Source organism: Paenibacillus sp. JJ-100 (assembly GCF_948329825.1).
Lineage (GTDB): Bacteria > Bacillota > Bacilli > Paenibacillales > Paenibacillaceae > Paenibacillus.
Genome location: NZ_CAOJCM010000005.1, coordinates 273,418 through 299,026, shown reverse-complemented (window position 1 = coordinate 299,026; position 25,609 = coordinate 273,418). Strand labels below are relative to the sequence as shown.

Sequence of the window (25,609 nt, the reverse complement as noted above, 5' to 3'; positions counted from 1 at the left end):
ACAGGTTCGAGTCCTGTTCGGGGAGCCATGGAGAGGTGTCCGAGCTGGCCGAAGGAGCACGATTGGAAATCGTGTAGGCGTCACAAGCGTCTCGAGGGTTCGAATCCCTCTCTCTCCGCCATAATTCTTTTTTAGTGAGGCCCGTTGGTCAAGGGGTTAAGACACCTCCCTTTCACGGAGGTAACAGGGGTTCGAATCCCCTACGGGTCATAGTTTTACTTATAACTCTAAAAAAAGAGTTGATTTCCACTTAATATTTATGTTAAGATCATAAATGTGTTGTTCGGAGGCTTAGCTCAGCTGGGAGAGCATCTGCCTTACAAGCAGAGGGTCGGGGGTTCGATCCCCTCAGCCTCCACCATATATTTTTTACTGACGCGGGGTGGAGCAGCCCGGTAGCTCGTCGGGCTCATAACCCGAAGGCCGCAGGTTCAAATCCTGCCCCCGCAATTGTAACTTTCTTAGCTGAAAGTGATTTGGAACCGTGGTGTAGTTGGCCTAACATGCCTGCCTGTCACGCAGGAGATCGCGGGTTCGAATCCCGTCGGTTCCGCCATTTTATTCTTAACATGAGTGAAGCTGTTCACTACATCTGCTGTATGGCACTGATGCCCTGGATAAAGTGTAGCGACTCAAGCTTAAACTTTACTCTGGCTCGGTAGCTCAGTCGGTAGAGCAGAGGACTGAAAATCCTCGTGTCGGCGGTTCGATTCCGTCCCGAGCCACCTTTACAGAAAATTTAATATGCCGGTGTAGCTCAACTGGTAGAGCAACTGACTTGTAATCAGTAGGTTGGGGGTTCAAGTCCTCTCGCCGGCACCATGTAATCCTGGAGGATTAGCGAAGTGGCCAAACGCATCAGACTGTAAATCTGCTCCCGTACGGGTTCGGTGGTTCGAATCCATCATCCTCCACCAGTTTTTAGGGGCATAGTTTAAAGGTAGAACAACGGTCTCCAAAACCGTTGGTGTGGGTTCAATTCCTGCTGCCCCTGCCAATTAATCTTTAGAATTATTTTATATGGCGATCGTGGCGAAGTGGTTAACGCACCGGTTTGTGGATCCGGCATTCGGGGGTTCAATTCCCCTCGATCGCCCCTTTGTTATCTAATGGGGATTAGCCAAGCGGTAAGGCAACGGACTTTGACTCCGTCATGCATAGGTTCAAATCCTATATCCCCAGCCATTATGCGGAAGTGGCTCAGCGGTAGAGCATCGCCTTGCCAAGGCGAGGGTCGCGGGTTCGATTCCCGTCTTCCGCTCCATATTAAGGCGCCATAGCCAAGTGGTAAGGCACAGCTCTGCAAAAGCTTTATCCCCAGTTCGAATCTGGGTGGCGCCTCCAGTATGATTTTAACTACATAAGCCGGCGTGGCGGAATGGCAGACGCGCTCGACTCAAAATCGAGTGGGAAACCGTGGAGGTTCGAGTCCTCTCGCCGGTATTTGTTAAAAGGTTCATCAGATTAACTCTGATGAACCTTTTTTGTGTTTTCATTTAGGTAGAAAGGAACTGGTCCAAAAGCTGCTTGGTCGGAAAATAATGCAGCTAATGTGAATGTATCCTCAACTTGTTAACTTAATCAGTATCAGTTGGAGGGATAGCAGAGCACTTTAGGCACTGTTTATGTGCTGATAGCAAATAAACGATGTTGACAATAACACCTAAAGCGCATCTGCTGAAATTAACTCCCTACTGAACTACGAACATACAATACTCATTCTGCAATTTAATAGTTAGCTTTTGTTAGCTTTTGTTAGCTTTTGAAAGCCCGCTCGGGATGTTTCTTCCGCTCTCGGTATCTTCCGGGAGTCATCCCCTCCCATTTCCGAAAGGAACGAATAAAGTTTTGTGGGTTGGTGTAGCGAAGCCGTTCAGCAATCTCTTTTACAGTCCAATCACTCTCGTCAAGCCATCTTTTGGCGATATTCAAACGGTATCGAGTCAGATATTCACTAAATGAGGTACCCGTTTCTTTTCGGAATACACTGCTTAAATAATTGGCGTTGTAATGAAGTCTAATTGCGCATTCGTCCAGCGTCAAATCCTTGTCATAATCCTGCTGAATGATCGCAATCATTCTCTCTGAAATGTGCTGATATTGGGCTACCTGCCTTTCCTTGAAAATGTGAATGATGGGCTGGATTACCTCATGATCGAACCAGAGTTCTACCTCAGCGGCGTATTGTAAATGATGCAACTCACTAAAAAGAGAACGGTGTTCCTGGCAAATTTGAGAGAGTCTGATGCCCGATTGTTGGGCCAGTTCAAGAATATGCGTCAATAGCCTCATCAGTGCAGCCTGATACTCCGCTGGAGTACACTCTGTTGAAAATAACGTCTCTAACAGTTCGCTCAACTGCGTAGAAGCAACAACCGCATCTGCTTGCTGAATAGATTGGAGCAGTGCATACTCTAGTGTCTCTGGATAACCGATTGTCCACGATGTTGAAGCCAAGTTAGGTTGTCCGTATTGAATAATAATGCCTGTCCCAAGTCGCATCCGCTGTTTCAGTGCATCTACAGCCTCGTTATATGCCTGCGGAATCTGATTCATTAAATGATATGGCTGACTTAGACCGATACTGACCTTCAAATCTAAAACTTCACCGATCTGTTGTTGTAGTTGTTCAGTCAGTGACGAAAGCTTTTGTAAGAAAAGTGATACATCTTGCTCTTTATTACCAAATACCGTTACCACATTCTGTTCTAGAACAATTGGTAACAGCTGCTGCTCAGGAGTTAGAGTCTCTTCAAGTATGTTTTGAATGGCAAACAAGAGCAAAGAGCGATCTTGTGAACTATATCTAGAGTGACTTGCTAGTTCAGGCTGGAAGGCCAAAACGGCAAGTTGTTGCCATGATGAGAGTTGTAAGGCATATCCCTGATCACGTAGTGCATCATATAATGTATTGGAGCTCGTCTTGCCTTGAAGCAATTGCATCATAAAGTAGGTACGAATCTGCATCTGATGTCGGTTTAGAGTAGATTCCAATTCAGAACGTGCATCGGATAAGCGTTTGACGCCGATCTGAATCTGTTCAAGCTCATCCTGTGAATTCAGAGGTTGCTGGGGACGTGAAGTGTGAGTTTTTATAATGTTATTATCCCCTAAGAGAGCAAGAATCCGTCTTATAGGAGCGAGCATTCGCCGTGAACCGAGCCAGGCAAGCAACAGCGAGAGCAAGAGCATCGCGATACTAATATACAGCGTATGAATGCCGATTTTGATATAATCCCTAGTTAAAGTGTCCTCAGGGGAGATAAGAATATAAGTCCAGCCTTTTAATGTAGGAGGACTGTAGGTTAGTGAATAGTCTGCATTGGCAAAACGTACTACACGTTCAGCAAAACCCTCTGTATATGTTGCTGGCGTTAATGTTTCAATACGTTCACTTTTATTCTGATCTAACATCCCTAAAGCAGATAAAGGCTGTCCAATATAAGATGAATCTGGATGAGCAATGACACGTTGTTCCCGATTGAGAATAATTAAACCGGAGTTAGAGGCGCCCTGTAATGATTCCCTCATTGGATTTTGCATGTAACATGCTGGAATTCCGGCGACGAGTGCTGTATTGGAAGAGCCACTGGTGTCCGGAACAGTTCTTGCGAGTGTGATATGATACATGCAATTCTGGCGGGAGCTCTGTTCCTCTTTACTATCTTCATTACTAAATATGGATGAGGGCGCAAGCTGCCATCCGGAAGTTAGTGTATCTGCAATTAAATCTTTCATGGGCAGTGATAAGGGAAAGCGCTTGTTTGGATAGAATCCCTGGCGATCCATAATCCAATCTTGAGACTGGTTAACCAGGATGATGTTGAGCAGAGGTTCCCATGACTTCATATGCTGGAACTCTATCTGTAAGTTTTCTACCTGTAGTTGACCGATCCGCCGAGGTGAATTGGAACCTGAAACGGAATGAAATGTGCTTGGAGAGCGTACAGCCTGATCCAGCATGTAACTGACTGTAGCCAGCTTGTGTTCTAAATTGGACTGTATCTGTTCAAGGAGTTGTTGATTCGCTTGAGTTCGATGCAGTTCAGTCTGATTGGAAGAATAGATAAAAGCAGCGATACCTGTCAACAAGATAGGGACTGTACTTAACAGAAGCCCGAAGATAATCATTTTATGAAGATAACTTAAAGTTCGCACGGGCTCACTCCTTGCTGAAAAATAGATTTATTCTTATTTTAGTAAACGCTTCCAATTAGAACAATCTAATTTTTGTTTATTTGGATAAAAAAGTAATATATATAACGTAAACTGGAAGGAACGTACTTATAAAGGAGATAGCCGTCCATTTAATTTGCAAGCAAATATGCCTTGTAGCAATACCGAATTAGGGGTAATGACTAGTATCCGGATGACTGTTTTGCACTTAAACACGTTGGTCCTGCACACGGACAGTCCAAGGTCCAAGCAGATCCCCGACCTGAGTCTAGGATCAAAAACCGTCCACAGTCTGTTTTGAAAAACCGTTGAATCCCCTAGAATAAAGACATAAGGTTGAACAAGAAACACGAACAACAAATCACGAAACATGAAACAGGAAAACAAACAAGTAATCGTGAAGAACAAGTAAATGTCATCAGCAAGTAAAACGAAGTGAGCAACAAACAGAAAAAACGGAAAGGGCGGTGAACAACAATTATGAGAATGAACAAGGGAAATGGCTGGGCAATCGTACTGATTGCAATCGGTGTACTGCTTCTCTTCGGAAAGTTAACACCGTTGCTTGGACATCTGATGGGATACTTAATTCCGATCTTGATGATTGCACTAGGATATTATGGTGTTAAACGAGGAAATGTGATGCTTGGATGGATCGTTCTTATCATCGGTATCGTATCCCTACTCGGCAAACTTGCTTGGCTAATAGGACCGATTATCGCAATCGGATTGATTATCTGGGGTATCTCAATGCTGAGTAACAATCGCAATCCACGTCGTCGCTATTAAGTAAGGTCATGATCAAGTAAAAGGAGGGACAGAATCTAATGAGTGTATTTCGTCGAATGCGGGATATCACCGTAGCTACTCTAAACGAACATCTGGAGCAAAGTCAGGACCCGGTTAAACTGATTGATCAATTTCTGGTCTCGACACGCCAAGACATTGGAGAAGCAGAGAAGCTGCGACACCAATATGCAAGCCATACAAGACAAATGAAACAGCAGGCTGATCAGGCGGCTGCAATGGTGAACAAACGGGAAGAACAAGCATCCATGGCCTTGAAGGCTGGAGAGGAACATCTCGCCAAGCTGGCTTTGCAGGAGAAGATTCTGCATGAGGAAAAGATGGATCAATACAATGAGTTGTATACCCAAAGTGCTGCTGCACTGCAGGAACTGGATGATCAGATCAATCAGTTGAAGGCAGAGTATCAGAATGTATACAGCAAACGCCAATATTACTATGCTAGAATGCAGACAATCCAGTTGCAACAACGAATGAATCAGCGTGGAAACTATAGTGGTCAGAACGTACCTGGTATGTTTAACAAGCTCGATGACCAAGTCTCTAATCTCGAATATGAGGCACAGAGTCTTCGGGAAATCCGGCGGATGGGCCAGGATGGTACCGGATTATCCGGCAGCATGTCATCTTCCGCACTGGACAAAGAGCTGGAGCGTTTAAAGCAAAAGCTTAATAACGATAAAAAGGAGTAGTCACATGAATAAATTATACCGCTCAACGCGTAACCGTATGCTGACAGGATTGATTGGCGGCATATCTGAAAATCTTGGATTTAGTACTACGCTGCTACGAATCATTTTCTTCATCAGTATCTTCGCAACGGGTGGTACATCTCTATTCATCTACTTCATCGCTGCATTGGTTGTACCCAAGGAACCTTATCACGCCGATCCGTACGTTTATGGTTCAGATTATGGCAGAGGTTACAAGTAAAACGAAAGGAGCAAGCACATGAGCAAACTATACCGCTCAACGCGTGACCGGATGATGACTGGTCTGATCGGTGGCATATCCGAAGCGATTGGAATGGATTCTACGCTACTACGTGTCATATTCGTCATCAGTATCTTTGTAACCGGGGGCACGACGTTATTAATTTACTTCATCGCGGCATTGGTGGTACCAAAAGAGCCATATCCACCATATGATCCATATGGTTATGGCCCGGGTGCTGGTCCTGGGAGAGGGTATGGTGGTTATGACCATCAGGCACCAAGAGATCCTTTTAACAACAATCATAATCAACGGGGCTCTGGTTTTGGTCCTGGCCCTGGCTATAACAGTAGCAGACCGCAACCTGGTCCGCGTCCCTACGACAATCACGCTTATGGAACAGGAAGCCAACATGAAAGTGAACTGGACTCCATGATGAAAGATATTGAGAAAAAGGCTTTGAAAAAAGAAGTAGAAGAGCTTCGCCAAAAACTATCTCGTTATGAGAAGGGAGAAAAGTAAAATGGGAGTATTTAAACGGATTAAAGATATGACAAAGGCATCTGTAAATGATATGTTGGATAAAGTAGAAGATCCGGTTGTAATGTTGAATCAGTATTTGCGTGATATGGAGGCTGAGATTCACGAGGCTGAGGTGACTGTAGCTAAACAGATGGCGAATGAGCGCCGTATGAAGCAACGTCTGGATGAAGCAGAACGCACTTCCGTACAACGTGAGTCCCAAGCTGAAGCTGCTCTGACTAATGGTCAGGAAGAAGTAGCCCGCAAATTGCTGGAAGAGAAAATCTATTTCGATCAAAAAATCGAAGAATATCGCGAGCTGCATGCACAATCCGAAGCACAAGCGAAAGATCTGTTGCAACAATTGCATGACATGAAAGATGAATTCTACAAAATGCGCAACAAACGCAATGAGCTTGTATCCCGTGCACAGATGGCAAAAGCCAAAAAACAAATGTCTTCGATCAACAGTCTACATTCCATCGAGAGCGGAAGTGCATCCCTTGGATTCCACCGCATGGAAGAGAAGATTATGCAGCTTGAAGCTGAAGCAGATGTAGCCCGTGCACCATACCGCAATACGGGAGCAACTTACACCAACCCGGTTGATCTCGAGAAACAATTCAAAGTGGATCAACAGTTGCAGGCTCTTAAAAACAAAATGGGCAATGGTTCCAAGAACGAAGCGAACGGAACTTCTAAAGAATAACTGTTCGCTCGGTGAACAATATGATATTCTATAGATCGTGTATCATGTACGGTTCGTAGAACACAAGTTAAGCCATACAGGACTTCTGTGCCTGCTATGGCTTTTCCGTCGAATGTGGAAGAATAACTCACAAAGGGGGTGCGGCAGAGATGAGTAAAAGAAACCAATGGTTTGCGGTCATTATCATTGTAATTGGCTGTTTGATGCTCTTTAACAGGAGTATGAACTTGCTGACTGCTGCCGCACTCATTTTGTTAACGGTGGGCATGCTTCAGGTTCGAAAAGGAGAAACCAAAAAAGGTTATCGTTATCTTGGTGTTGGTGCTGCGTTGTTGCTACTGGATAACTTGATGATTGTATTTCTAATTGTACTAGCATCATTAGCCTATTTTTATTCTAAAAATCAAAAGATTCATTTGCATGATGATGTCATGAAAAAACAAAATTTTATGGCTCGCTATTACTGGGATCAATCATCCTGGAGACTGCGCAGTATGAGTTTGTGGCATGCGATTGGTGAGGTCAATGCAGATCTGTCTCTCTCCATTCCAGAAGAGAAACAGACCATTGTACTGTTGCAAGGGGTTATGGGTAATGTACGCCTGACCCTGCCTGAGCATTATGGGGTAGAGATCGAAGCGTCGGTGCTATTTGGCCGAATTAATCTTTTAGGTGAGCAGGATAGCGGCATGATGAACAGATTGGTATGGAGAACACCTGGATATGAATCCAGTGAACATAAAGTAAAATTTGTTATTTCGTATATTGTTGGCGACTTAAATATTTATAATCCGTAGTAATAAGAAATGGATGAAGAAAAGGAGGAATCCCGTATGAAGAACAGAAAACATACTGATATGGTTACCCGTAGTATGCGAGAAGGGATCCTCCTTGTTTTCATTGTATTTGCAGTTATTTTATATGTATTGTATACATATGGTTATCTGGCTCCATTCGCAGGTTGGCGGCATCTGATTCAATCTGGGCTCGCTTTGCTATTGTTACTGATTGGAATTGGTGCAATCTTCGGATTTTATCAGAGCTACAGGGTCAAAAGACGACTTGAATTGTTAACGGAAACTTTGCTTCAATGGGAAAAAGGATCTCTCTCTCGTACGGTGCCCGACCTCGGTCAGGATGATGTTGGCCGACTTAGCGAACAGCTTGGCCGGATCGGAAAAAAGTGGGAAGATCAGGTGTCCTCCCTTCAGAGATTGTCCACCAACAATGCACAGCTGGCTGAGCAGGCCAGAATTACAGCCATTGTAGAGGAAAGACAACGGCTCGCACGGGAATTGCATGATGCCGTATCACAGCAGCTATTTGCGATCTCCATGACAGCTACAGCGGTAGGCCGGAAGATGGAGAAGGATTTTGAACGGGCACAGCGGCAGGTTGCATTAATTGAGGAGATGGCTTCGGTAGCTCAATCCGAGATGAGGGCGTTGCTATTGCATCTGCGCCCAGTCTATCTGGAAGGCAAACAACTGGAGCAGGGTCTGCGTGATCTGGTGATGGAACTGAAAACCAAGGTTCCGATGGAGATCGTATTGGAGATGGATGAAGATATTGAACTGGTAAAAGGCATTGAGAACCATCTATTCCGGATTATCCAGGAAGCGATGTCGAATACATTACGTCATGCAAAGGCGGAGAAAATGGAGATTCGACTACAGCGCCGAATGGACGCAGTTCGTGTATTGATTCGGGATGACGGACAGGGATTTGATCTGGATGAGCAAAAGCAAGCCTCATATGGTTTGGCAAATATGCGAGAACGGGTTACAGAGATTGGGGGGGCCATCCAATTTGTGACGGCACCTGGTAAAGGGACCCGGATTGAGATTACGATCCCTTTGATGAACGATGAAAGTGAGGTAGAACATGTCAATGGAACCGGAAGTCGAGACAGAGACGGAAGCGTCGATCAGAGTATTGCTCGTGGATGATCATGAGATGGTACGTATCGGTCTTGCTGCTGTGCTGGATACCGAAGACGGCATCGAAGTGATTGGTGAAGCGGGAAGTGGAGAGGAAGGTATTCGGCTTGCACAGGAATATAAGCCGGATGTTGTACTGATGGATCTTGTGATGGAAGGCATGGATGGCATTGAGGCCACACGTCAGGTCCTCAAAATCAATCCGGAATGCAAAGTCATTGTACTGACTAGTTATCTGGATGATGAGAAAATGTATCCCGTCATTGAAGCAGGAGCCTTCAGTTATTTGCTAAAAACGTCCAGAGCTAATGAGGTTGCTGACGCCATTCGTGCAGCTGCCAGAGGACAATCCGTTTTGGAGTCGCAAGTGGCGTCCAAAATGATGAATCGGTTCAGACAGCCGCAAGCGGCAGCGCCTCTACATGAGGAGTTGACTGATCGGGAGATGGATGTTCTGCGTTTATTAGCTCAGGGCAAGTCCAATCAGGATATTGCAGATGAGCTCATTATCGGCATTAAGACAGTCAAGTTCCATGTGACGAACCTGCTGGCAAAACTCGACGTGGATGATCGGACACAGGCTGCCATTTACGCGTATAAGAATGGACTGGCAGAGTAATAAGATTAAAAAGCAGGACAGTATGGAAGTTTTAAAATGCAACGTGTGACACTCGGAGCAATATGGTGTAAGAAAAATGAAATCTAAGTTTAACATGAAGCTCGGTCTGCCCTTTGTTGGTGGATGGGCTTTTTTTGATTTGTTTTTTGTTTTTGTTGTGCATCCATATCTAAAGTCTCCTAATTGCGTATAGGTCAAGCGGGAAGGGGGTATGCTGTTGATAGATTGATAGAATGCAGGAGCGAACGGGGGAATTCACTTGTTAAAGCGTTGGATGAATACAGGACTCATGGCGATGGTCATTATTATCTTCATCGGGGTTACACAGGTATATGCGGAGAACGTTGGAGCGGGTAAGACAGGTTCCGGTACAGAAATTGCAGATCTGGAGCAGTTGCTACATACAGCAGATTCAGTAATAGACCGTGCTGATCAATGGGTGATCAAATGGCAAGCTGAAGGTAAAGGAGACGCTTATACACAAGCTGTGAAGCTAGCTGTAGAACTGGGTCTTGGCGTACCCGTATATGATCTGCAAACGGGGCATACTGTATATCGCAGCGAAGCAACAGTTGGTGGTTCAGAATCTGGTTCAGAATCTCCAGTAGGATTGCTCCTCAATGTAGCAGATACGGATAACAAGGGTTACTATGTTATTGTGCAGCTATCAGGTGGGGCGAGTCTGGATCGTCAAGCGTTGCTTGCTTTACATGGGCAGGTGGATAAAGCTCTGACTGAGTCGGGTGTAAAAGCAAACTGGAATATGTCGGTGCAAGGAATGATGCAAGAAGGGAATGTAGAATCCCTCGATACAGAAGCGTCGAATGCGTTTCAAGATGGAGTGGAGATCAAGGCCGGTAAGCAGTTAGCAGCGATGGAGGCCAAGCTATCTCATGATCTGACTATGACGGCAGTGGAACGGTATGAGGATGAAGCGACAACAAGTGTTTCGTATGAGGCGGCTGAATTGCCTCTGCAAATTCAAAGTGGTTCACACATGTTAAATATGCAGCTTGCCGTGCATCAAGTCAGTGAGCAGGATGAAGCTCGAATTACTGTAGGTTTTCCTGTAATCACGATTGAATATTAAGCAAACGAGGTAATGATTATTTTAGCTGCATTTGATGCGGTTGATATGCTAAAATGGCATCACATCCAGGTTGGAACATGCTGGTAATTGGTCCGTTGGTTTTCAGAAACTGATGATATGAACACTATTACATAGCTCGGGAAGCGTATGAAAGAAGTCTTCCCGGAAGAAAGAGGGGCCTATGGATAATAAACAGATGCAAAATGAAGCGCAGACACCAGGTGCAGTATTTTTCATTTTTGGAGCAACGGGCGATCTGGCCCGCCGGAAACTGTTTCCGGCCATCTACAGTTTATACCGCGAGGGCAAGCTCGCTGATGACTTTGCGGTTATTGGCGTAGCACGTCGTCCGAGGTCACAGGAAGAGTTCCGGGACGATCTTCTGGAATCCATTCGGGAATTCTGCCGTTATCCGGCTGGAAATACGGAGGAGTGGAACGCTTTTGCCGAGCATTTTGAATACAAATCACTGGATATCAACAATGTGGATGGGTTCCGGGAATTGCGGGAGCAGACCGAACAGCTCGAGGCCAAGTTTAATACACCTGGAAATCGGCTATTCTATCTGGCACTCGCACCTGAGCTGTTTGGCAATGTATCGTACAGTTTGAGAGATGGCGGCATGCTGGAGAGTAAAGGGTGGAATCGTCTGGTGATTGAGAAGCCTTTCGGATATGATCTGCCATCGGCTGAGAAGCTCAATGAACAGATTCGTGAAGTATTTAAGGAAGAGGAGATCTACCGGATTGACCACTATCTGGGCAAGGAAATGGTGCAAAATATCGAGGTCATTCGCTTCGGTAATGCCTTCTTCGAACCGCTCTGGAACAATAAACATATTGCTAACGTTCAGATCACACTGGGTGAAACGGTGGGTGTGGAAGAACGCGGAGGATATTATGATCATTCCGGTGCACTCCGCGATATGGGGCAAAACCACATGTTGCAGATGCTGACGATGATTGCGATGGAGCCACCAAGTCGTCTGTTCCCGGAAGATATCCGGGATGAGAAAGTGAAGGTACTTCGTTCTTTGCGAGAATTCACGTCTGATGAAGAGGTGCGTAATAACGTGGTACGTGCCCAGTATACGGAAGGGGAGTACCGAGGCAAACAGCTTCCGGGATATCGTCAGGAGGACAAGGTTGATCCGGAGTCGAATACCGAAACGTATTTTGCCGCGCGTGTATTCGTAGACAATTTCCGCTGGGCTGGCGTACCGTTCTATATTCGGACAGGCAAACGTCTGCCAGTGAAAACGACGGAGATTGTGGTTGAGTTCAAATCGATGCCGAATAACGTATACCTCGGTAAAAAATATAAGCTGGAACCGAATCTGCTGGTGATTCGGGTGAATCCGATGGAAGGCATTTATATCAAAATCAATGCCAAGAAGCCGGGCTCGGATTCCGAGATTCAGCCCCTGGCAATGGACTTCTGCCAGAGCTGTATGATCGGAATTAACTCGCCCGAAGCTTATGAGCGTCTGCTGCATGATGCAGCAGAAGGCGACTCCACGTACTTCACCCGCTGGGATGAAGTGGCGACAGCTTGGTCTTTTGTAGACCGGATTGCGGCCGCTTGGGGGCGTAATCAGGGCGAGCTGCACACGTATCCGGCAGGAACGTGGGGCCCGGAGGCGACAGCCAAGCTGCTGGAGCAGGATGGCTTCCACTGGTGGCCGGTGAATGGGCAAGATGAAGACAGCGTGGTTTGGCATGTGAATGGTTAAGATGATGAGGGAAGTCAACAGGCATCTTGATCGTTAGATAATCTTTTAAAAGCATAGATCGAGCGTAGAAGATAGCCTTGAGAGCCTGGGATTATCGCAAGAAAGATGCGATGTTCCGGGCTTTTATAGTTCGAACTTAGAGAAGGATGTGAGGACTGAAAAGAGACCCAGCTTGTAAGGAATGAGAACAAACCAGCATTTAAAACAATAAGTTTATTTTAGTTGTTGACAAAAAGTAAGTGAATAACTTATACTCAATACATGAGTTAAAGAGTTACGCAAATGACCCACTGGCTTCGCATAAACTAAATATAACTTTACGAAACAGGGGAGCATTCATGGGATAAAAGGTAAACCAGTTGAAGGGGTTTGCGACAGATGAGTTCATGAAATAAATTTCGCATAATATCTTTAATCTAAGAATACTATTTTGTATATATCGAATGGAGGAAAAAGAAAATGATGTTGGATGTAGGATTGTTATTGATTCGTTTAGTGATTGGTTTGTCGTTTATGGCGCACGGGGCACAGAAGCTGTTTGGATGGTTTGGTGGTTATGGAATCAAAGGTACAGGAGGTTGGTTTGAATCCATGGGTATGAAACCTGGTGCGTTCCTTGCATTGCTTGCAGGGCTTGCAGAGTTCGGCGGCGGCTTGCTGCTGGCTCTGGGACTGCTGACACCTGTAGGTGGCATTCTCATCGCATTGACCATGGTAATGGCCATCGTAAAAGTGCATGGTGCTAACGGTTACTGGTCTACACAGAACGGTTACGAGTATAACCTGGCAATCCTTGTGGTGGGTGTAGCACTAGCTCTGACAGGCGGCGGGCAATATGCGCTGGATGCACTGATTTTCTAAAACCGAATCATCTGTAAGAAATGAGAGGAACCCGGATGCCAGGTAAGTGGCGGAAGGGTTCTTTTTTTGCGAATAAAAGTGTTGAATTGGTGTAACGTAATCGGTTATTTTAAGTACAGATTATGGTACAATAGGAGAGTTGAATTGAGAACGAGGGTAGAAGCATGATGGAAGCGCCGATCTGAAAGGATGAACTCCATTGTAAATGTGTAAAATGAAATTATCATGTATGTCTGATGATGAGGATTACATGCGAGTTTATATTCAACCGGCCAAGCCGGGTGACATAAAGTTAAAGCAACAAAGTCTACTGTGTGAATCGATGGACCGGTGCTGACCGGATTAACGTGAATGAACGGATGAAAGGGATAGACGCTATGAGCAAAGCTGTAAAAGATATTCTTCAACATGAGGTGGACAAACGCCGGACGTTTGCCATTATCTCTCACCCAGATGCGGGTAAAACGACTTTGACTGAGAAGCTGCTGTTGTTCGGGGGCGCAATTCGTCTTGCGGGAACGGTCAAAGCTCGGAAAGCTAACAAACACGCAACAAGTGACTGGATGGAAATTGAGAAACAACGGGGGATCTCGGTTACGTCTTCTGTGATGCAGTTTGACTATCTGGGTCATCGGATTAACATTCTGGATACACCAGGCCACCAAGACTTCAGTGAAGATACGTACCGGACACTGACGGCTGCCGATAGTGCAGTCATGTTGATTGACGTGGCAAAAGGTGTCGAGGCACAGACGATCAAATTGTTCCAGGTGTGTGCGAAGCGTGGCATTCCGATCTTTACGTTTATTAACAAGCTCGACCGTGAGGGACAAAGTCCGTTTGATCTCATGGAAGAACTGGAAAACGTTCTGGGTATTCGCTCTGTTCCAATGAACTGGCCGATCGGTACAGGCCGTGATCTGTGCGGTGTATATGATCGGATGAAAAATCAGGTGGAATTGTTCCAAGGTGACGATCACTCCACGATCAAAGTGCAAAAGGTGGATGGATACAAAGATCCGATTATCCGTGAGATGGCAGGCGAGTACCTGCATGATCAGCTATGTCAGGAGCTTGAGCTTTTGGATGTAGCGGGCGACCCATTTGATATGGAAAAAGTACAGCGTGGTGAATTAACACCGATTTTCTTCGGCAGTGCCATTAATAATTTCGGTGTGCAGACGTTCCTGGAGAACTTCCTGGAGCTGGCTCCGAAGCCGGAACCACGTCGTAGTACCGCAGGTGAGATTGATCCAACGAATGAGAAGTTCAGCGGATATGTGTTCAAAATTCAGGCCAATATGAACCCTGCGCACCGCGACCGGATTGCGTTCTTGCGTATTGTGTCAGGCAAGTTCGAACGCGGCATGAGCGTGAAGCATAATCGTGTGGGGAAAGAGATCAAGCTATCTCAGCCGCAGCAGTTCTTGGCACAGGATCGGGATATTGTCGAGGAAGCTTATGCTGGCGACATTATCGGTCTATTTGATCCGGGCATTTTCCGGATTGGGGACTCACTTAGCCAGGGTAGCGAAGTGGTCTTTGATGAGTTGCCAACCTTCTCGCCAGAGATTTTTGCCAAAGCTACGGTTAAAAATGCGCTGAAACACAAACAGTATCAAAAAGGGATTGATCAGCTGACGGAGGAAGGTACGATTCAGGTATTTAATACTGTGAGCTTTGATGAGACCATCCTGGGCGTAGTGGGTCAGCTTCAGTTTGAAGTATTTGAATACCGGATGAAAGGGGAGTACGGGGTAGACGTGATATTGCAGCGTATGCCGTATCAATTTGCTCGTTGGATCGTTGACGAGAATCTGGACCCGAGCAAATTCCGTATTAACTCTACCTTGGTGAAAGATAAAAAAGGGAACTACGTAGTGCTCTTTGAAAATGAGTATGCGATGAGAACAGCCATGGACAAAAATCCGACTGCGAAGTTCCTTGAGACTGCGCCTTAAGTATTCGGAATAAGGCGTTTGGCAGGCTCGTTCTAGCGATGACTTCATGGTAATGCTTGATTGGAAGTGAGCGGGAGCATATGCTGATGCTCCAAGATCAAAATATTGCCGGAGCGTGTGAGTCTACGCGTGAACGGATATCATAAAATCCCTCCGCCGATTGGTGGAGGGATTTTCGCTGTACCCTTACCTATAGTGCAGTCGTATGGATCTGCAGGGAAGGGAGTGTTTTTTTGCAGACAGAACAAACGGTGTGATGGTTCCTATACCCGTCCCTGCTTCGGTTAGCGAAGCGGTTGAACGGGAATGGTGTGCAGATGCTCCTGTGCGATCTGAATCAGTTCGTCCTGCTTAGCAGGTTCGGTGTTCTTCCAGATCATTTCGAAAATGGCACCCAGTCCGGGTAATGCTGCCTCAGGCCCGTCCACTGAACCTTCGATCATCTCCCGGAGCTGGTCGTCACTTTTGTCATGAACCTTATGAACAATCGCTTCACGCAAGCTTAATGTAATGGGCATCGCAATTCCCTCCTCGTATTATTCGGCTGCTCTATTACTGTACCCTGTGGAAGGTGAGCGCATTCAAGTTTCTCTGTCTTTGTGGTATACTACGAAGGATTATTTACGGCGGCATTGTACCTAAGCTGGTATGTTATGCCGTAATGCGGCGGGAGGTTAAAGACCCTGATGGCAAAGAAACAATACGCCGTGATTGGCATGGGACGATTCGGGTCAAGTGTAGCGAATGCACTGAGTGACATGGGATTCGATGTGCTGGCGATTGATGCGAATGAGCAGCGGACCCAGGAAATGTCCAACGTGGTGACTCATGCGGTATCGGCAGATTCAACAGACGAAGAAGCGCTGCGAGCGCTGGGCATACGAAATTTTGATGTTGTTGTTGTAGCGATTGGTCAAGATATTCAGGCGAGTATTCTGACGACCCTGATTCTGAAGGATATGGGTGTACCGGTTCTGATTGTAAAAGCTCAGAATGAGTTGCACGGCAAAGTGTTGCAGAAGATTGGGGCGGACAAAGTGATCTACCCGGAGCGGGACATGGGTCTGCGGGTAGCACATCACCTGACATCGCCGAACATTCTGGATTACATTGAATTGTCGGAGGACTACAGTATTCTGGAGATGAGAGCATCCGAGCAGATGGTTGGCCAAAACCTGCTGGAGCTGAATATCCGCGCACGATTTGGCTGTAACGTCATGGCCATTAAGAGCGGAGGTTCGATGAACATCTCTCCTTACGCCGAGGATCGGATTGAGGATGGGGATGTGCTGGTTATTGTGGGGCACAAAGATCATCTCACCAAACTTGAGCGGGCATATGCGAAGTGATTAACATTAAACGTTTTTCATGAAAATTAGACGAGCAGGCTTGAGTGGCTTGGAACAGACTAGATATATTAGATGCAGCGTTTAATAAGTTGCAGATGCTGCAGTAAGTAAATGAGCCCGCAAGCGGGAAGGATGGAACCATGGATATTGTATCACCACAAAATACACGTGTTAAAGAATGGGCGCAGTTGCTGGAGAAAAAACATCGGACTCGTCAACATAAATATATTATTGAAGGTATTCATCTCGTACAGGAAGCGTTACGAGCGGGAGCTGATCTGGAGTGTATTATATACGACGGCGAGCAGGGTGTACCTGCGGAATTATCCGGGCTGGAGAATCCGTTAAAGCGAGTAGAGTGGATCAGTGTGTCTCCTGCGGTTATCGCTAAATGTACGGATACCATGACACCACAGCCGGTATTAGCCGTTGTTCGGAAAAGCGAAGAGAAGGTGCAAAACCTGATTACAGAATCAGGCGGTCTTGTTGTTGTTCTGGATGGTGTGCAAGACCCTGGCAATGTGGGCACGATTATCCGTAGTGCGGATGCCGCAGGAGCTTCAGGTGTAGTGCTTGGTGCTGGTTGCGCCGATGTGTATAACCCGAAGACGATTCGATCAACGATGGGCTCGTTATTCCATTTGCCCATTGTAGAAGGACAGTTGGAGTCCATGCTTCCTGAAGCAAAAGCAAAGGGAGTGAGGCTCGTTAGCACCTCGTTGCAGGCGACAGATTCGTGCTACAGTTATGATTTTACACAGCCTGTGTGGCTTGTTATTGGTAATGAGGGCAAAGGCATCTCGGATAGTACAGCACAGCTTGTCGATGATGCCATTACGATTCCGATGCAAGGACAAGCTGAGTCGCTTAATGCTGCAATGGCTGCAACCATTTTGTTGTTTGAGGCCATGCGGCAGCGGATAGTGTAAGGGGCATCTGATTGCAAAAAGCATTTAGAGTATATTAGTTCTTCGCAGAAAAAAACATATACTTTTACTAACGTGAACAGTCCTATTAAATTCATTTTTTAGGGCTGTTTTATTTATTTATTTATATTAGTTATGTTTGAGGATGATTTGAAAAAAAAAGATTCTTGCAACAAGGTATTTACGAGAGAGAGAAATGGGGAAGCAACGAAATGAATGTTAACAAACATCCTGTTCAAGATTTTTGGTTGTAACTTTGCTAGTAGTTACCTTATGTTGTTTAGGTGTTGCGATGGATCTACGTATCAAATCAGATACGAATATGTATCAATTCTTAACTTGGGATATATTCCTGGCATGGGTACCCTATATCATTTCATTATGCATTAGTTACACATTCAATAAGAAAGTAACGAAAATGAGCTTGATTTGGATGGTACCGCTGAGTGCAAGCTGGCTTTTTTTTCTTCCGAATTCAGCCTACCTTTTTACTGAAATCCTGCACTCATTTCGATATTTCAATACTCAAGGAGAAACTCAATTCTGGATCAATATTGATTTTTGGTATAACCTCACCTTAACGTTCGCTGTAGCTGTACTAGGTTTACTTCTGTCAACTTGCTCGATCATTCAAATTCACGAAGTGTTGAACAAATTAGTCAGTAAGTACAGTAACATGCTGGTTGTAGGCATTCTTTTACTGCTGAGTAGTTTGGGCGTATACATTGGGAGATTTAATCGATGGAATTCATGGGATGTATTGTCTAAGCCAGGGCAAATTGTTTTGGATATAGTGAATGATTTCACTGCAGGGAACAGCATTGTAATTGAATTCGTAGCCATTGTATTTGCAATTCAGTTATTTGCCTACGTTGTTGTATTCTTGTTGACAGCAAGGTCCAGAATCGTAGATTAAACCAATTCGAGCAATTTCATGTTTTTTAAAAATATCCTGCTTGTTCTTGTAAACTAATGCCTTAGACGATAAAGGGGTGGTTTGTATTAACCAGCGTGAATTTATTAACTGGACCGTTGAAGGAAAAAGAGAAGTTGTCGTTATCCCCAAGATTGGAGAAGTCATTCGAGGCACTGCTTTGGCTTGCCATGATGACACTTTGCTAGTAGTCGTAGGAGATGTTATTCAAGAGATACAGATTGAACTTATAGGTGATATCTTTGGTATTGAGAAGAAAGTAAGAGATCGCTGAGCTAAGATATTTCAGGATAGCGGGCCCTTGGAATAGGCATTGGGTATTGATCTGGTATATCCGATGTAATTCTGGGGTCTTTTTATTTAAAACGCACAAAAATAAATCGAACGATATGGCGGACCTAAACCAATATATAGTATCAGCAGAAAGGAGATGGAAGATGAGTGAGGAGAACGAGTATATCACATTGGTGAAGTTAACCCTTGCTGGCGATCATGAAGCATATGGAACGTTGTATGAGAAGACGGTAACGGATGTGTACCGCACGGTTCGATTTCTAGTTCGTGATGCGGAGGAAGCGGAGGATTTAGTACAGGAGATTTATATTCAAGCCTATCAATCTTTAGAGAGATATGATACTGAACGGGCTTTTCGACCTTGGTTAATGGGCGTTAGCATGCGGCAAGTTAAAAGTTATCGACGTAAGAAACTGATTCAATTTCGGTTCAAGCAGAGGATCGAACTAATCAATACCAATACGGGTATGGAAAATGATTTCTCATTACATCTGGTCGAGAAACTTGCGAATCGGCCCTTACTAGAGCAGGTACAGCGGCTGTCTTACAAATTGCAGCAGGTGGTTACTTTACACTACTTGAACGAATATACCCAAGAAGAAGTGGCTGATATTCTAGAAATCCCGCTGGGGACAGTAAAATCTCGAATTCATGCAGCACTTGCCAAGTTAAGACAGAAGCAGCGAATGCATTCTGAAATTGCACGAAAGGTGGACAATGTGAATGAAATTGGATGAACAGTTACGGTCGGCATATCAGGAGGAAACTAAGGATTGGGTCATCTCAGCTCGTGTGAAACATAACATAATAAAGGCTACACGGAAGGAAACGTCTGGTGTACATCGCAGCAGAACATGGTGGGTTGCCGTACTTATTGCGTTAGTATTTCTAATTCCCACAGGAGCTTACGCGGGATATACGTATTTGGCTGACAGTATATACGGATCACAAGATCAGATCACCTCCCGAGGTGGAAAGGCATCGGATTACGAGCAGTTGGAAGCAAAGCTGCAGCGAGCCAAGGCTCATTTTACGGAGAATGAATTCGAGCAATTTATGGGACTGCTCAAGGAATATGGACAGATGGCAACAACTCATGCAGATGTTCAAGGCAAGATGAATCCAGAACAATGGAGTACAGCAGAACAGGAAAAGTTTAAAGGGTTAGCGGCTGAACTCCAACCGTTCTTTGATAAGCTGGAATCGTTGGAGAATAAGTCCTCCAGGGCTATACCGGTTTCACCGAGGCTGATGGACGAGGAAACATTTTGGATGGAACAATCCGCTAAGGCTGAGGAGTTGTTTACGAAGGAGCAATATGCTGACTTTAAATCGATCTATGAACAGATGAAACAGTATAAAACGATAGTGGAAAACCCAGACGGCAGCTATCACATGGATCGCATGTCTACGGATCAGAGGTCTGATCTGGATCAATTAACAGAGCGTATGAGCGTGTATTTGGAAAAGCTGGGTCTGGAAGTGCGTTGATGACAGTGGATCTGGAGACAACTTGATAAGCATGAGTTTGAGTAGTGACAACTACGATCTCCGACTAGTCTCTCCCTGTCACCTTCAACCGATATTGATGCGGTGTGGTGCCAGTAGCTTTACGAAATACTTTGCAAAAATAAGAAGGGCTGGGCATGCCCACACGGTGGCCAATCTCGGGAATGGACAACACTGTACGGCTGAGCAGCACGCAGGCATGACGAATACGTGTGGCCTGAGCATATGCAATGATGCTGGTGCCGGTGGCCTTTTTGAACACATGAGACAGATGATAGGCCGATAAATGCAGTTCCTCTGCTATATCTTCTAATGAAAATGAATCCGAATAGTTCCGTTCTATCCACTGCATGGCTGCTTCGGCATGGGGGTTGAGATGTCCTGAAAAGTCTGCTGATTGGGTGGACGAGTATGAATTCAGCGGCTGAATCGCTGTTTTCCACAAATAGCGAAGCTGTGTCAGTATATCCAGCGTAAAGAGCCGGGCATCCTCAGCAGCTTCATGAGGCAATAAGAGTGTGTACTGCTCACCGAAATGTTCCATTCGCTGAATGAGTGGAGAACTCGGCGTCAGCAAGATCGGGGGGATAGAAGGCTGCTCATGGAGAAGGTGTTGGATAAAATGATGTGTGGTTATGAAGTGTGGCCAATAACAGTGTAGCAGTTCCAAGTCCACCATAAGCACCGTTCGAATGAACGGATGAGCTTCCGATACCTCGATCTGCACATGATGCAGCTGAAATGGCCTGAAAATCATAAGCATACCCGGTTCAAGTGGGAATACATGCCCTTCGGTAATTAATTGTCCATAGCCATCGTGAATATAGGTTAACTCTAATTGCGAATGTGCGTGAAAAACTTCACGAAAAGCTGAGTGGGAAGTGCGATGAGGTGTTAGGCTGAATTGATCATCTTCGATATGAAACAAAACAAAAACCTCCCTATAATCGCAAGATAGTTCCATTTTATCACAGAATACATGCATAAAAGCGCTTTATTCTGAGGTATCGTGAAGGAACTACCAAAGGAGGAATGAAGTGATGATCAACGTAGCTATTATTGGGGCTGGTGCGATTAGCAGCGCTCATATTGCCGCATATATGCAGTTCCCTGAGCGATGCCGAATTGTTGCTGTGGTAGATATGTATGTGGAAAAAGCACAAAATCGAATCATCGAATACAGACTACTCTCTGCAGTAGCTGCCACAGATTATCATGATCTGCTGCAAGCTGATATCGATCTTGTATCGGTCTGTACTCCTCCGTATACTCATGCTTCGATCGCGTCTGATTTTTTACGAGCTGGCAAGCATGTATTGGTTGAAAAGCCGATGGCTTCTTCATTGGAGGAAGCGGATCAGATGCTGAATGCAGCTCAGAAAAGCGGCAAGTTACTCTCTGTTGTTGCACAAAACCGGTTTACCACTCCCATGATGAAGCTAAAGAATGTACTAGATAGCAAGCTGATGGGTCCTATTCTTCATGTTCAGGTGGATTCATACTGGTGGAGAGGACATAACTATTATGATCTGTGGTGGCGCGGGACCTGGGAAAAGGAGGGCGGTGGATGCACCCTTAATCATGCGGTACATCACATCGATGCCATGCTCTGGATGATGGGGTCGCCTATCGAAGTGCAGGCGATGATGGCAAACACGGCACATAACAATGCCGAGGTAGAGGATATTTCGATGGCGATGCTGCGCTTCGGCCATGGAACTGTTGGTATGATTACAAGTTCCGTGATACATCACGGAGAGGAGCAGCAATTAATTTTTCAAGGAAAAGAAGCCCGAGTGTCTGCTCCGTGGAAAGTGGCCGCATCGACTTCGCGCAGTAATGGATTCCCAGAACCTAATCCGAAGCTTGAGCAGCAGCTGCAGCAGCAGTTCGACGAACTGCCTGAAGTCACTCATGCAGGTCATGCCGGACAGGTCGAGAATGTGCTGGATGCTATAGAGAGGGGAGCTCCGCTTATTGTTGATGGAGAGAGCGGGAGAAATACGTTGGAATTAATTATCGCCATCTATAAGTCAGCAAGTATGGGAGAGAAAGTGGTTCTTCCTATACCATCGGATGATGTGTTTTATGCCAGAGAGAGTATGCTGCAACATGCTGTGCATTTTTATGAGAAGAAATCATCGGTTGAAAATTTTGAGGATTTGAGTATTACACTAGGACGAAGATTGGATGATGTGTAATCAGGAGAATGATTGACAGGTTTTGAAGTAACGCGCGAAATTAACATGAAACAAGAAGTTGAACATGCATTAAGAGGCCACTGTATCCAGAGATACAGTGGTTTTTTATATCGAGGTTATACGCCAAAAACAATAGAGTTCTTCGTATATATGGGGCCGAGAACGACAGAACTTCAAAGAGAAGCGGATAGAGCATTAGGTAGAGAAGTCTAGCATCAATTGCTCCTCTGAGGTCCTTGTGGCAAGTTTTGAGTCTGGGATCCTGTATAACCATATGCTTTTAGAACAATAGAAGGGGAAATATGGGGTCCAAAAGAGAAAATTCAAATGGATGAGAATATTGTTAGTTTAGTGTTTATATGATACTATTTTTACGGTAGTAGAACTAAAGTATTAGGACTTTAGGATTAAAAACACAGGAGGGGAAAGAGTATCGTGAAGAAGTGGGGAAGTTTATTTTTATCAGGAGCTTTGTTATTTGGCAGCATGGGCACGGTAGTACAGGCCGAATCCGTAACCGATGCAGCACGTGAGAACACTGGGAAACCAAGTGTTACGGCTAAAACGTTTGAGGATCTGAAAGGGAATTGGGCTCAGGAAGTGGTTGAGAAATGGGCTAGCCGAGGTATTGTGCAAGGGAATCAACAAGATCTGTTCCTGCCTAAGGGAGAGATCACACGGGCTGAATGGGCAGCCATGATTAATCGTATTTTCCAATACGAACAAGCGAGTCAATCCACTTTTACAGATGTGTCTGAATCGGATTGGTATGCTCAAGATATAGCCAAGGGAGTTCAAGCTGGATATATTCAAGGATACATGGACGGCTCATTCCATCCCAATGCTACCCTGACAAGGCAGGAAGCAGCAGCAGTTGTATCACGGATTTTAAACCTTAAGAGCAGTGGAGAGACACGTTTTACAGATCAGAAGGAAATTCAAGACTGGAGTATAGAGGCTGTAAGTGCAGCTGCTGAGAAGCAGATTGTCGTAGGGTATAGTAATGGCAGTTTCAAACCAAAGAATGCAGTTACCAGAGCTGAAGCAGTGCAGATTTTAGATAGAGCTTTTAGTACATATGGCAGCTGGTATGGACAAGAAGGCGAGTATGGTTCAACAGACAAACAAGAAGAGATTCAAGGAAATGTAGTCATTGGAACTGCGGGTGTAACCCTTCAGAATATGAATATTACGGGTGATCTGATTATCAGCAAAGCCGTTGGTCAAGGCGATGTATTCCTCAAAAACGTAACCGTTCAAGGGAAAACATACGTCTACGGTGGTGGGGAGAACAGTGTACATCTAGAAGATTCTGTTTTGCTTACAGTTATAGTGAACAAAAAGGATGGTACAGTTCGTCTGGTGGCAACAGGCAAGACCGAAGTACATGAGATGACAATCCAGACTTCCGCAAACATTGAGTCGAACGGAAATGCAAAAATTGACAAAATCAAACTCTCAGAGGCTCTTCCGGAGAAATCTAGAGTATACCTTAAAGGGAATTTTGATACGGTAGATGTAGAAGCAAAAAGCATTAATATTCAAGTACCTTCTGGCACAGTCAATCAACTGAATGTTGCTGATTCTGCAGAAGGAACTGAAGTGGAGATTAGCAAAGAAGCCAAAGTAATAGCAGCGATTCTCAATGCAGCTGTTAAAATGTTTGGGGCAGGAACCGTGGAGCAAGCTACAGTTAACGCTGTGGGTGTGACTATGGAAAAGGCACCAAACAAAGTGATTCTAGGCTCTTCAGTGCCCTCAGATACAACAGTACAAATTGATGGTACAAGCAAACCTGTAACTTCGATTCCTACTTCAAATAATGTAACCTCTGGAGGTGCTGGATCCTCTTCAGGTTCAACTGGGGGTTCTGACAACATAATTCCAGAAAGTCCAAACACAGGAAGCCCGAATCCAGGAAATGGTGGTTCTACACCATCACCGAGCGGTCAGTATGGCAGTTATGAAGGGGGTACTTTCTTCCTGTTAGGTGCAGAGCAAGAAGCAATCACTGTAACGGAATCAGTATATGTATACAGCCCTCGAAGCGGGAATGTCTATGCAACTAATCAAAATTTGGATGGAAAAAATCTCATCCTTCTCGAAGAGGCTGTGAACGCTGGGGCAGCTATAAAACTTCCCATTACAGCAAATGAAAGAACGGAAATTCCTACAGCTGAGATAATCAAGAAGTATGGGTCCATCCGAATTATTGCTCTTGATTCAATGAATAAGAGTTCTGAAGTGAAATATGTCAGTGTGATGGACGGTTCCGATAAACCTCTGGTACAGAATGGAACAAGTATGAGAGGAAGCTGGGTTGACGCTCAGGAATCATATTCCATTAGTTTCAATCGTATGATTATGGAGTCTGAACTGGGAAAATTAAAAGATTATATTCTGGTTTCTACAGGGTCTCAGACTCCAAATTTTGTCCCACTTGATCCTGAGGATAAGGTCTCCATTAGAAACAATTCAATAGAAATTAATCCTCAAAAGGCAGTCTTGGGAAAAAGCACTTATTTTAAGCTATTAGAAGGGGCAGTCTCTACTACGGATAGCGTGTATAAAAATCAAGTGTTTACCTCGACTAAATTTGTTTCATATACACGACCTGTCTTTGTAGATCATCCAACGCAATGGAGAATTGAGAAGCCGGTTGGATCTGTAATTAAATTTACTTTAGACCATGGTGGTCATACCGTTTACTTTGTTTACGAAGATACGTATGGTACATTGGCAGATTTCGAAAAAGAAGTCACGGATGGTCATGGAATGAAATTGCAAATCCCTCAAGATGTTGAAGGAAAAGTTTTTGAATTTGACACGAAGGATTTACAGCCAGGAAAATACAGATTCTATATGAATAGTGGATACACCATTTATGTAACTTTGAAATAGTTGAGGGGTTTCAATAAAAACGGAGGGATGAATTCCCTTCGTTTTTTTGTCTTACTTTACAATATAACCAGATACGGAAACCGTAGTCTGACAGAAGGCTGACTCATAATAGTATAATATCGGGATAAAATCGCTGATCGATTGC

At 44.9% G+C, this 25,609-nt stretch carries 23 protein-coding genes and 14 tRNA genes; 34 read left to right on the top strand and 3 right to left on the bottom strand.

All coding sequences use genetic code 11. The features are described from left to right. The first annotated feature begins 29 nt into the window (after nucleotides 1-29). The 14 genes from PQG66_RS19640 (at nucleotide 30) to PQG66_RS19575 (ending at nucleotide 1,443) form a co-directional block, all read left to right on the top strand. Nucleotides 30-121: transfer RNA gene (locus tag PQG66_RS19640), tRNA-Ser, on the top strand. Between the two features lie 17 nt (nucleotides 122-138). Beyond that, a tRNA-Glu gene (locus tag PQG66_RS19635) sits at nucleotides 139-210 on the top strand. A 75-nt stretch (nucleotides 211-285) separates the two neighbouring features. Next, nucleotides 286-361, top strand: a tRNA-Val gene (locus PQG66_RS19630). A gap of 15 nt (nucleotides 362-376) precedes the next feature. Further along, nucleotides 377-450: transfer RNA gene (locus PQG66_RS19625), tRNA-Met, on the top strand. Nucleotides 451-478: 28 nt separating this feature from the next. Continuing rightward, nucleotides 479-556: transfer RNA gene (locus PQG66_RS19620), tRNA-Asp, on the top strand. A 96-nt stretch (nucleotides 557-652) separates the two neighbouring features. Continuing rightward, nucleotides 653-725: transfer RNA gene (locus PQG66_RS19615), tRNA-Phe, on the top strand. A gap of 21 nt (nucleotides 726-746) precedes the next feature. Further along, nucleotides 747-822, top strand: a tRNA-Thr gene (locus PQG66_RS19610). 9 nt (nucleotides 823-831) lie between these two features. Continuing rightward, nucleotides 832-917 (top strand) — tRNA-Tyr (locus PQG66_RS19605). A 6-nt stretch (nucleotides 918-923) separates the two neighbouring features. Then, nucleotides 924-997: transfer RNA gene (locus PQG66_RS19600), tRNA-Trp, on the top strand. Between the two features lie 26 nt (nucleotides 998-1,023). Beyond that, nucleotides 1,024-1,096 (top strand) — tRNA-His (locus PQG66_RS19595). Between the two features lie 14 nt (nucleotides 1,097-1,110). After that, nucleotides 1,111-1,185 (top strand) — tRNA-Gln (locus tag PQG66_RS19590). 4 nt (nucleotides 1,186-1,189) lie between these two features. Further along, nucleotides 1,190-1,264 (top strand) — tRNA-Gly (locus PQG66_RS19585). Between the two features lie 6 nt (nucleotides 1,265-1,270). Beyond that, nucleotides 1,271-1,344 (top strand) — tRNA-Cys (locus tag PQG66_RS19580). Between the two features lie 20 nt (nucleotides 1,345-1,364). Continuing rightward, nucleotides 1,365-1,443: transfer RNA gene (locus PQG66_RS19575), tRNA-Leu, on the top strand. Nucleotides 1,444-1,755: 312 nt separating this feature from the next. Here the strand turns inward: PQG66_RS19575 and PQG66_RS19570 are convergent. Then, nucleotides 1,756-4,158, bottom strand: a complete 2,403-nt coding sequence (locus PQG66_RS19570; protein ID WP_272039495.1) for a helix-turn-helix domain-containing protein — start codon at nucleotides 4,156-4,158, stop codon at nucleotides 1,756-1,758. A 498-nt stretch (nucleotides 4,159-4,656) separates the two neighbouring features. On the opposite strand from PQG66_RS19570, the gene PQG66_RS19565 reads away from it, so the two are divergent. The 12 genes from PQG66_RS19565 (at nucleotide 4,657) to PQG66_RS19510 (ending at nucleotide 15,350) form a co-directional block, all read left to right on the top strand. Continuing rightward, entirely contained in the window at nucleotides 4,657-4,965 is a 309-nt protein-coding gene (locus PQG66_RS19565; RefSeq protein ID WP_272039494.1) for a LiaF transmembrane domain-containing protein, read from the top strand. Nucleotides 4,966-5,003: 38 nt separating this feature from the next. Continuing rightward, entirely contained in the window at nucleotides 5,004-5,675 is a 672-nt protein-coding gene (locus PQG66_RS19560; protein ID WP_272039493.1) for a PspA/IM30 family protein, read from the top strand. A 4-nt stretch (nucleotides 5,676-5,679) separates the two neighbouring features. Then, nucleotides 5,680-5,916, top strand: coding sequence for a PspC domain-containing protein (locus PQG66_RS19555; protein ID WP_272039492.1), 237 nt, complete (start codon nucleotides 5,680-5,682; stop codon nucleotides 5,914-5,916). Nucleotides 5,917-5,934: 18 nt separating this feature from the next. Then, nucleotides 5,935-6,438 carry a PspC domain-containing protein gene (locus PQG66_RS19550; RefSeq protein WP_272039491.1) on the top strand — a complete coding sequence of 168 codons (504 nt, stop codon included), beginning with the start codon at nucleotides 5,935-5,937 and terminating at the stop codon, nucleotides 6,436-6,438. A gap of 1 nt (nucleotide 6,439) precedes the next feature. Further along, nucleotides 6,440-7,147: a PspA/IM30 family protein gene (locus PQG66_RS19545; RefSeq protein ID WP_272039490.1), complete on the top strand. Its 708-nt coding sequence runs from the start codon at nucleotides 6,440-6,442 to the stop codon at nucleotides 7,145-7,147. A gap of 149 nt (nucleotides 7,148-7,296) precedes the next feature. After that, on the top strand, nucleotides 7,297-7,944 hold the full coding sequence (liaF, locus tag PQG66_RS19540) for a cell wall-active antibiotics response protein LiaF (RefSeq protein WP_272039489.1): 648 nt from the start codon (nucleotides 7,297-7,299) through the stop codon (nucleotides 7,942-7,944). 36 nt (nucleotides 7,945-7,980) lie between these two features. After that, the gene (locus tag PQG66_RS19535) at nucleotides 7,981-9,096 is read left to right on the top strand and encodes a sensor histidine kinase (protein ID WP_272039488.1); all 1,116 of its coding nucleotides are present in this window, start codon (nucleotides 7,981-7,983) and stop codon (nucleotides 9,094-9,096) included. After that, the gene (locus PQG66_RS19530) at nucleotides 9,038-9,706 is read left to right on the top strand and encodes a response regulator transcription factor (protein WP_272039521.1); all 669 of its coding nucleotides are present in this window, start codon (nucleotides 9,038-9,040) and stop codon (nucleotides 9,704-9,706) included. Before PQG66_RS19535 ends, PQG66_RS19530 begins: the two co-directional genes overlap by 59 nt. Nucleotides 9,707-9,965: 259 nt before the next feature. After that, complete coding sequence (locus tag PQG66_RS19525; protein ID WP_272039487.1) at nucleotides 9,966-10,796, top strand: YwmB family TATA-box binding protein; 831 nt, start codon at nucleotides 9,966-9,968, stop codon at nucleotides 10,794-10,796. A gap of 181 nt (nucleotides 10,797-10,977) precedes the next feature. Continuing rightward, entirely contained in the window at nucleotides 10,978-12,528 is a 1,551-nt protein-coding gene (gene zwf, locus PQG66_RS19520) for a glucose-6-phosphate dehydrogenase (RefSeq protein WP_272039485.1), read from the top strand. A gap of 462 nt (nucleotides 12,529-12,990) precedes the next feature. Then, nucleotides 12,991-13,389 (top strand): DoxX family protein, encoded by a 399-nt coding sequence (locus PQG66_RS19515; RefSeq protein WP_272039520.1) that lies wholly within the window; start codon nucleotides 12,991-12,993, stop codon nucleotides 13,387-13,389. 377 nt (nucleotides 13,390-13,766) lie between these two features. Beyond that, nucleotides 13,767-15,350, top strand: a complete 1,584-nt coding sequence (locus PQG66_RS19510; RefSeq protein ID WP_272039519.1) for a peptide chain release factor 3 — start codon at nucleotides 13,767-13,769, stop codon at nucleotides 15,348-15,350. A gap of 284 nt (nucleotides 15,351-15,634) precedes the next feature. Here the strand turns inward: PQG66_RS19510 and sspI are convergent, their stop codons facing one another. Then, nucleotides 15,635-15,868 carry a small acid-soluble spore protein SspI gene (gene sspI, locus PQG66_RS19505; protein WP_184183075.1) on the bottom strand — a complete coding sequence of 78 codons (234 nt, stop codon included), beginning with the start codon at nucleotides 15,866-15,868 and terminating at the stop codon, nucleotides 15,635-15,637. A gap of 168 nt (nucleotides 15,869-16,036) precedes the next feature. On the opposite strand from sspI, the gene PQG66_RS19500 reads away from it, so the two are divergent. The 6 genes from PQG66_RS19500 (at nucleotide 16,037) to PQG66_RS19475 (ending at nucleotide 20,344) form a co-directional block, all read left to right on the top strand. Continuing rightward, entirely contained in the window at nucleotides 16,037-16,699 is a 663-nt protein-coding gene (locus PQG66_RS19500) for a potassium channel family protein (protein WP_272039484.1), read from the top strand. A gap of 140 nt (nucleotides 16,700-16,839) precedes the next feature. Continuing rightward, entirely contained in the window at nucleotides 16,840-17,628 is a 789-nt protein-coding gene (locus tag PQG66_RS19495; RefSeq protein ID WP_272039483.1) for a TrmH family RNA methyltransferase, read from the top strand. A gap of 289 nt (nucleotides 17,629-17,917) precedes the next feature. Beyond that, nucleotides 17,918-18,541, top strand: a complete 624-nt coding sequence (locus tag PQG66_RS19490) for a DUF1361 domain-containing protein (protein WP_334220795.1) — start codon at nucleotides 17,918-17,920, stop codon at nucleotides 18,539-18,541. 76 nt (nucleotides 18,542-18,617) lie between these two features. Next, on the top strand, nucleotides 18,618-18,833 hold the full coding sequence (locus PQG66_RS19485; RefSeq protein ID WP_272039482.1) for a hypothetical protein: 216 nt from the start codon (nucleotides 18,618-18,620) through the stop codon (nucleotides 18,831-18,833). 163 nt (nucleotides 18,834-18,996) lie between these two features. Next, complete coding sequence (locus PQG66_RS19480; protein ID WP_272039481.1) at nucleotides 18,997-19,590, top strand: sigma-70 family RNA polymerase sigma factor; 594 nt, start codon at nucleotides 18,997-18,999, stop codon at nucleotides 19,588-19,590. After that, a complete protein-coding gene (locus PQG66_RS19475; RefSeq protein WP_272039479.1) occupies nucleotides 19,577-20,344 on the top strand; it encodes a DUF3600 domain-containing protein in 768 nt (255 codons plus the stop codon). Before PQG66_RS19480 ends, PQG66_RS19475 begins: the two co-directional genes overlap by 14 nt. A gap of 64 nt (nucleotides 20,345-20,408) precedes the next feature. Here PQG66_RS19475 and PQG66_RS19470 read toward each other — a convergent pair whose 3' ends face one another. Further along, entirely contained in the window at nucleotides 20,409-21,290 is an 882-nt protein-coding gene (locus tag PQG66_RS19470) for a helix-turn-helix transcriptional regulator (RefSeq protein ID WP_272039478.1), read from the bottom strand. Nucleotides 21,291-21,402: 112 nt separating this feature from the next. Here PQG66_RS19470 and PQG66_RS19465 point away from each other — a divergent pair, with 112 nt between their 5' ends. Continuing rightward, entirely contained in the window at nucleotides 21,403-22,563 is a 1,161-nt protein-coding gene (locus tag PQG66_RS19465) for a Gfo/Idh/MocA family protein (RefSeq protein ID WP_272039477.1), read from the top strand. Between the two features lie 435 nt (nucleotides 22,564-22,998). Further along, nucleotides 22,999-25,464, top strand: coding sequence for an S-layer homology domain-containing protein (locus PQG66_RS19460; protein ID WP_272039476.1), 2,466 nt, complete (start codon nucleotides 22,999-23,001; stop codon nucleotides 25,462-25,464). Nucleotides 25,465-25,609: the final 145 nt, after the last annotated feature.

What these genes read in the sequence shown, in the direction of transcription:
- PQG66_RS19565 (WP_272039494.1), top strand. Translation starts at nt 4,657, where the DNA reads ATGAGAATGAACAAGGGAAATGGCTGGGCAATCGTACTGATTGCAATC.
- PQG66_RS19560 (WP_272039493.1), top strand. Translation starts at nt 5,004, where the DNA reads ATGAGTGTATTTCGTCGAATGCGGGATATCACCGTAGCTACTCTAAAC.
- PQG66_RS19555 (WP_272039492.1), top strand. Translation starts at nt 5,680, where the DNA reads ATGAATAAATTATACCGCTCAACGCGTAACCGTATGCTGACAGGATTG.
- PQG66_RS19550 (WP_272039491.1), top strand. Translation starts at nt 5,935, where the DNA reads ATGAGCAAACTATACCGCTCAACGCGTGACCGGATGATGACTGGTCTG.
- PQG66_RS19545 (WP_272039490.1), top strand. Translation starts at nt 6,440, where the DNA reads ATGGGAGTATTTAAACGGATTAAAGATATGACAAAGGCATCTGTAAAT.
- liaF (WP_272039489.1), top strand. Translation starts at nt 7,297, where the DNA reads ATGAGTAAAAGAAACCAATGGTTTGCGGTCATTATCATTGTAATTGGC.
- PQG66_RS19535 (WP_272039488.1), top strand. Translation starts at nt 7,981, where the DNA reads ATGAAGAACAGAAAACATACTGATATGGTTACCCGTAGTATGCGAGAA.
- PQG66_RS19530 (WP_272039521.1), top strand. Translation starts at nt 9,038, where the DNA reads ATGGAACCGGAAGTCGAGACAGAGACGGAAGCGTCGATCAGAGTATTG.
- zwf (WP_272039485.1), top strand. Translation starts at nt 10,978, where the DNA reads ATGGATAATAAACAGATGCAAAATGAAGCGCAGACACCAGGTGCAGTA.
- PQG66_RS19515 (WP_272039520.1), top strand. Translation starts at nt 12,991, where the DNA reads ATGTTGGATGTAGGATTGTTATTGATTCGTTTAGTGATTGGTTTGTCG.
- PQG66_RS19510 (WP_272039519.1), top strand. Translation starts at nt 13,767, where the DNA reads ATGAGCAAAGCTGTAAAAGATATTCTTCAACATGAGGTGGACAAACGC.
- sspI (WP_184183075.1), bottom strand. Translation starts at nt 15,868, where the DNA reads ATGCCCATTACATTAAGCTTGCGTGAAGCGATTGTTCATAAGGTTCAT.
- PQG66_RS19500 (WP_272039484.1), top strand. Translation starts at nt 16,037, where the DNA reads ATGGCAAAGAAACAATACGCCGTGATTGGCATGGGACGATTCGGGTCA.
- PQG66_RS19495 (WP_272039483.1), top strand. Translation starts at nt 16,840, where the DNA reads ATGGATATTGTATCACCACAAAATACACGTGTTAAAGAATGGGCGCAG.
- PQG66_RS19490 (WP_334220795.1), top strand. Translation starts at nt 17,918, where the DNA reads ATGGATCTACGTATCAAATCAGATACGAATATGTATCAATTCTTAACT.
- PQG66_RS19480 (WP_272039481.1), top strand. Translation starts at nt 18,997, where the DNA reads ATGAGTGAGGAGAACGAGTATATCACATTGGTGAAGTTAACCCTTGCT.
- PQG66_RS19475 (WP_272039479.1), top strand. Translation starts at nt 19,577, where the DNA reads ATGAAATTGGATGAACAGTTACGGTCGGCATATCAGGAGGAAACTAAG.
- PQG66_RS19465 (WP_272039477.1), top strand. Translation starts at nt 21,403, where the DNA reads ATGATCAACGTAGCTATTATTGGGGCTGGTGCGATTAGCAGCGCTCAT.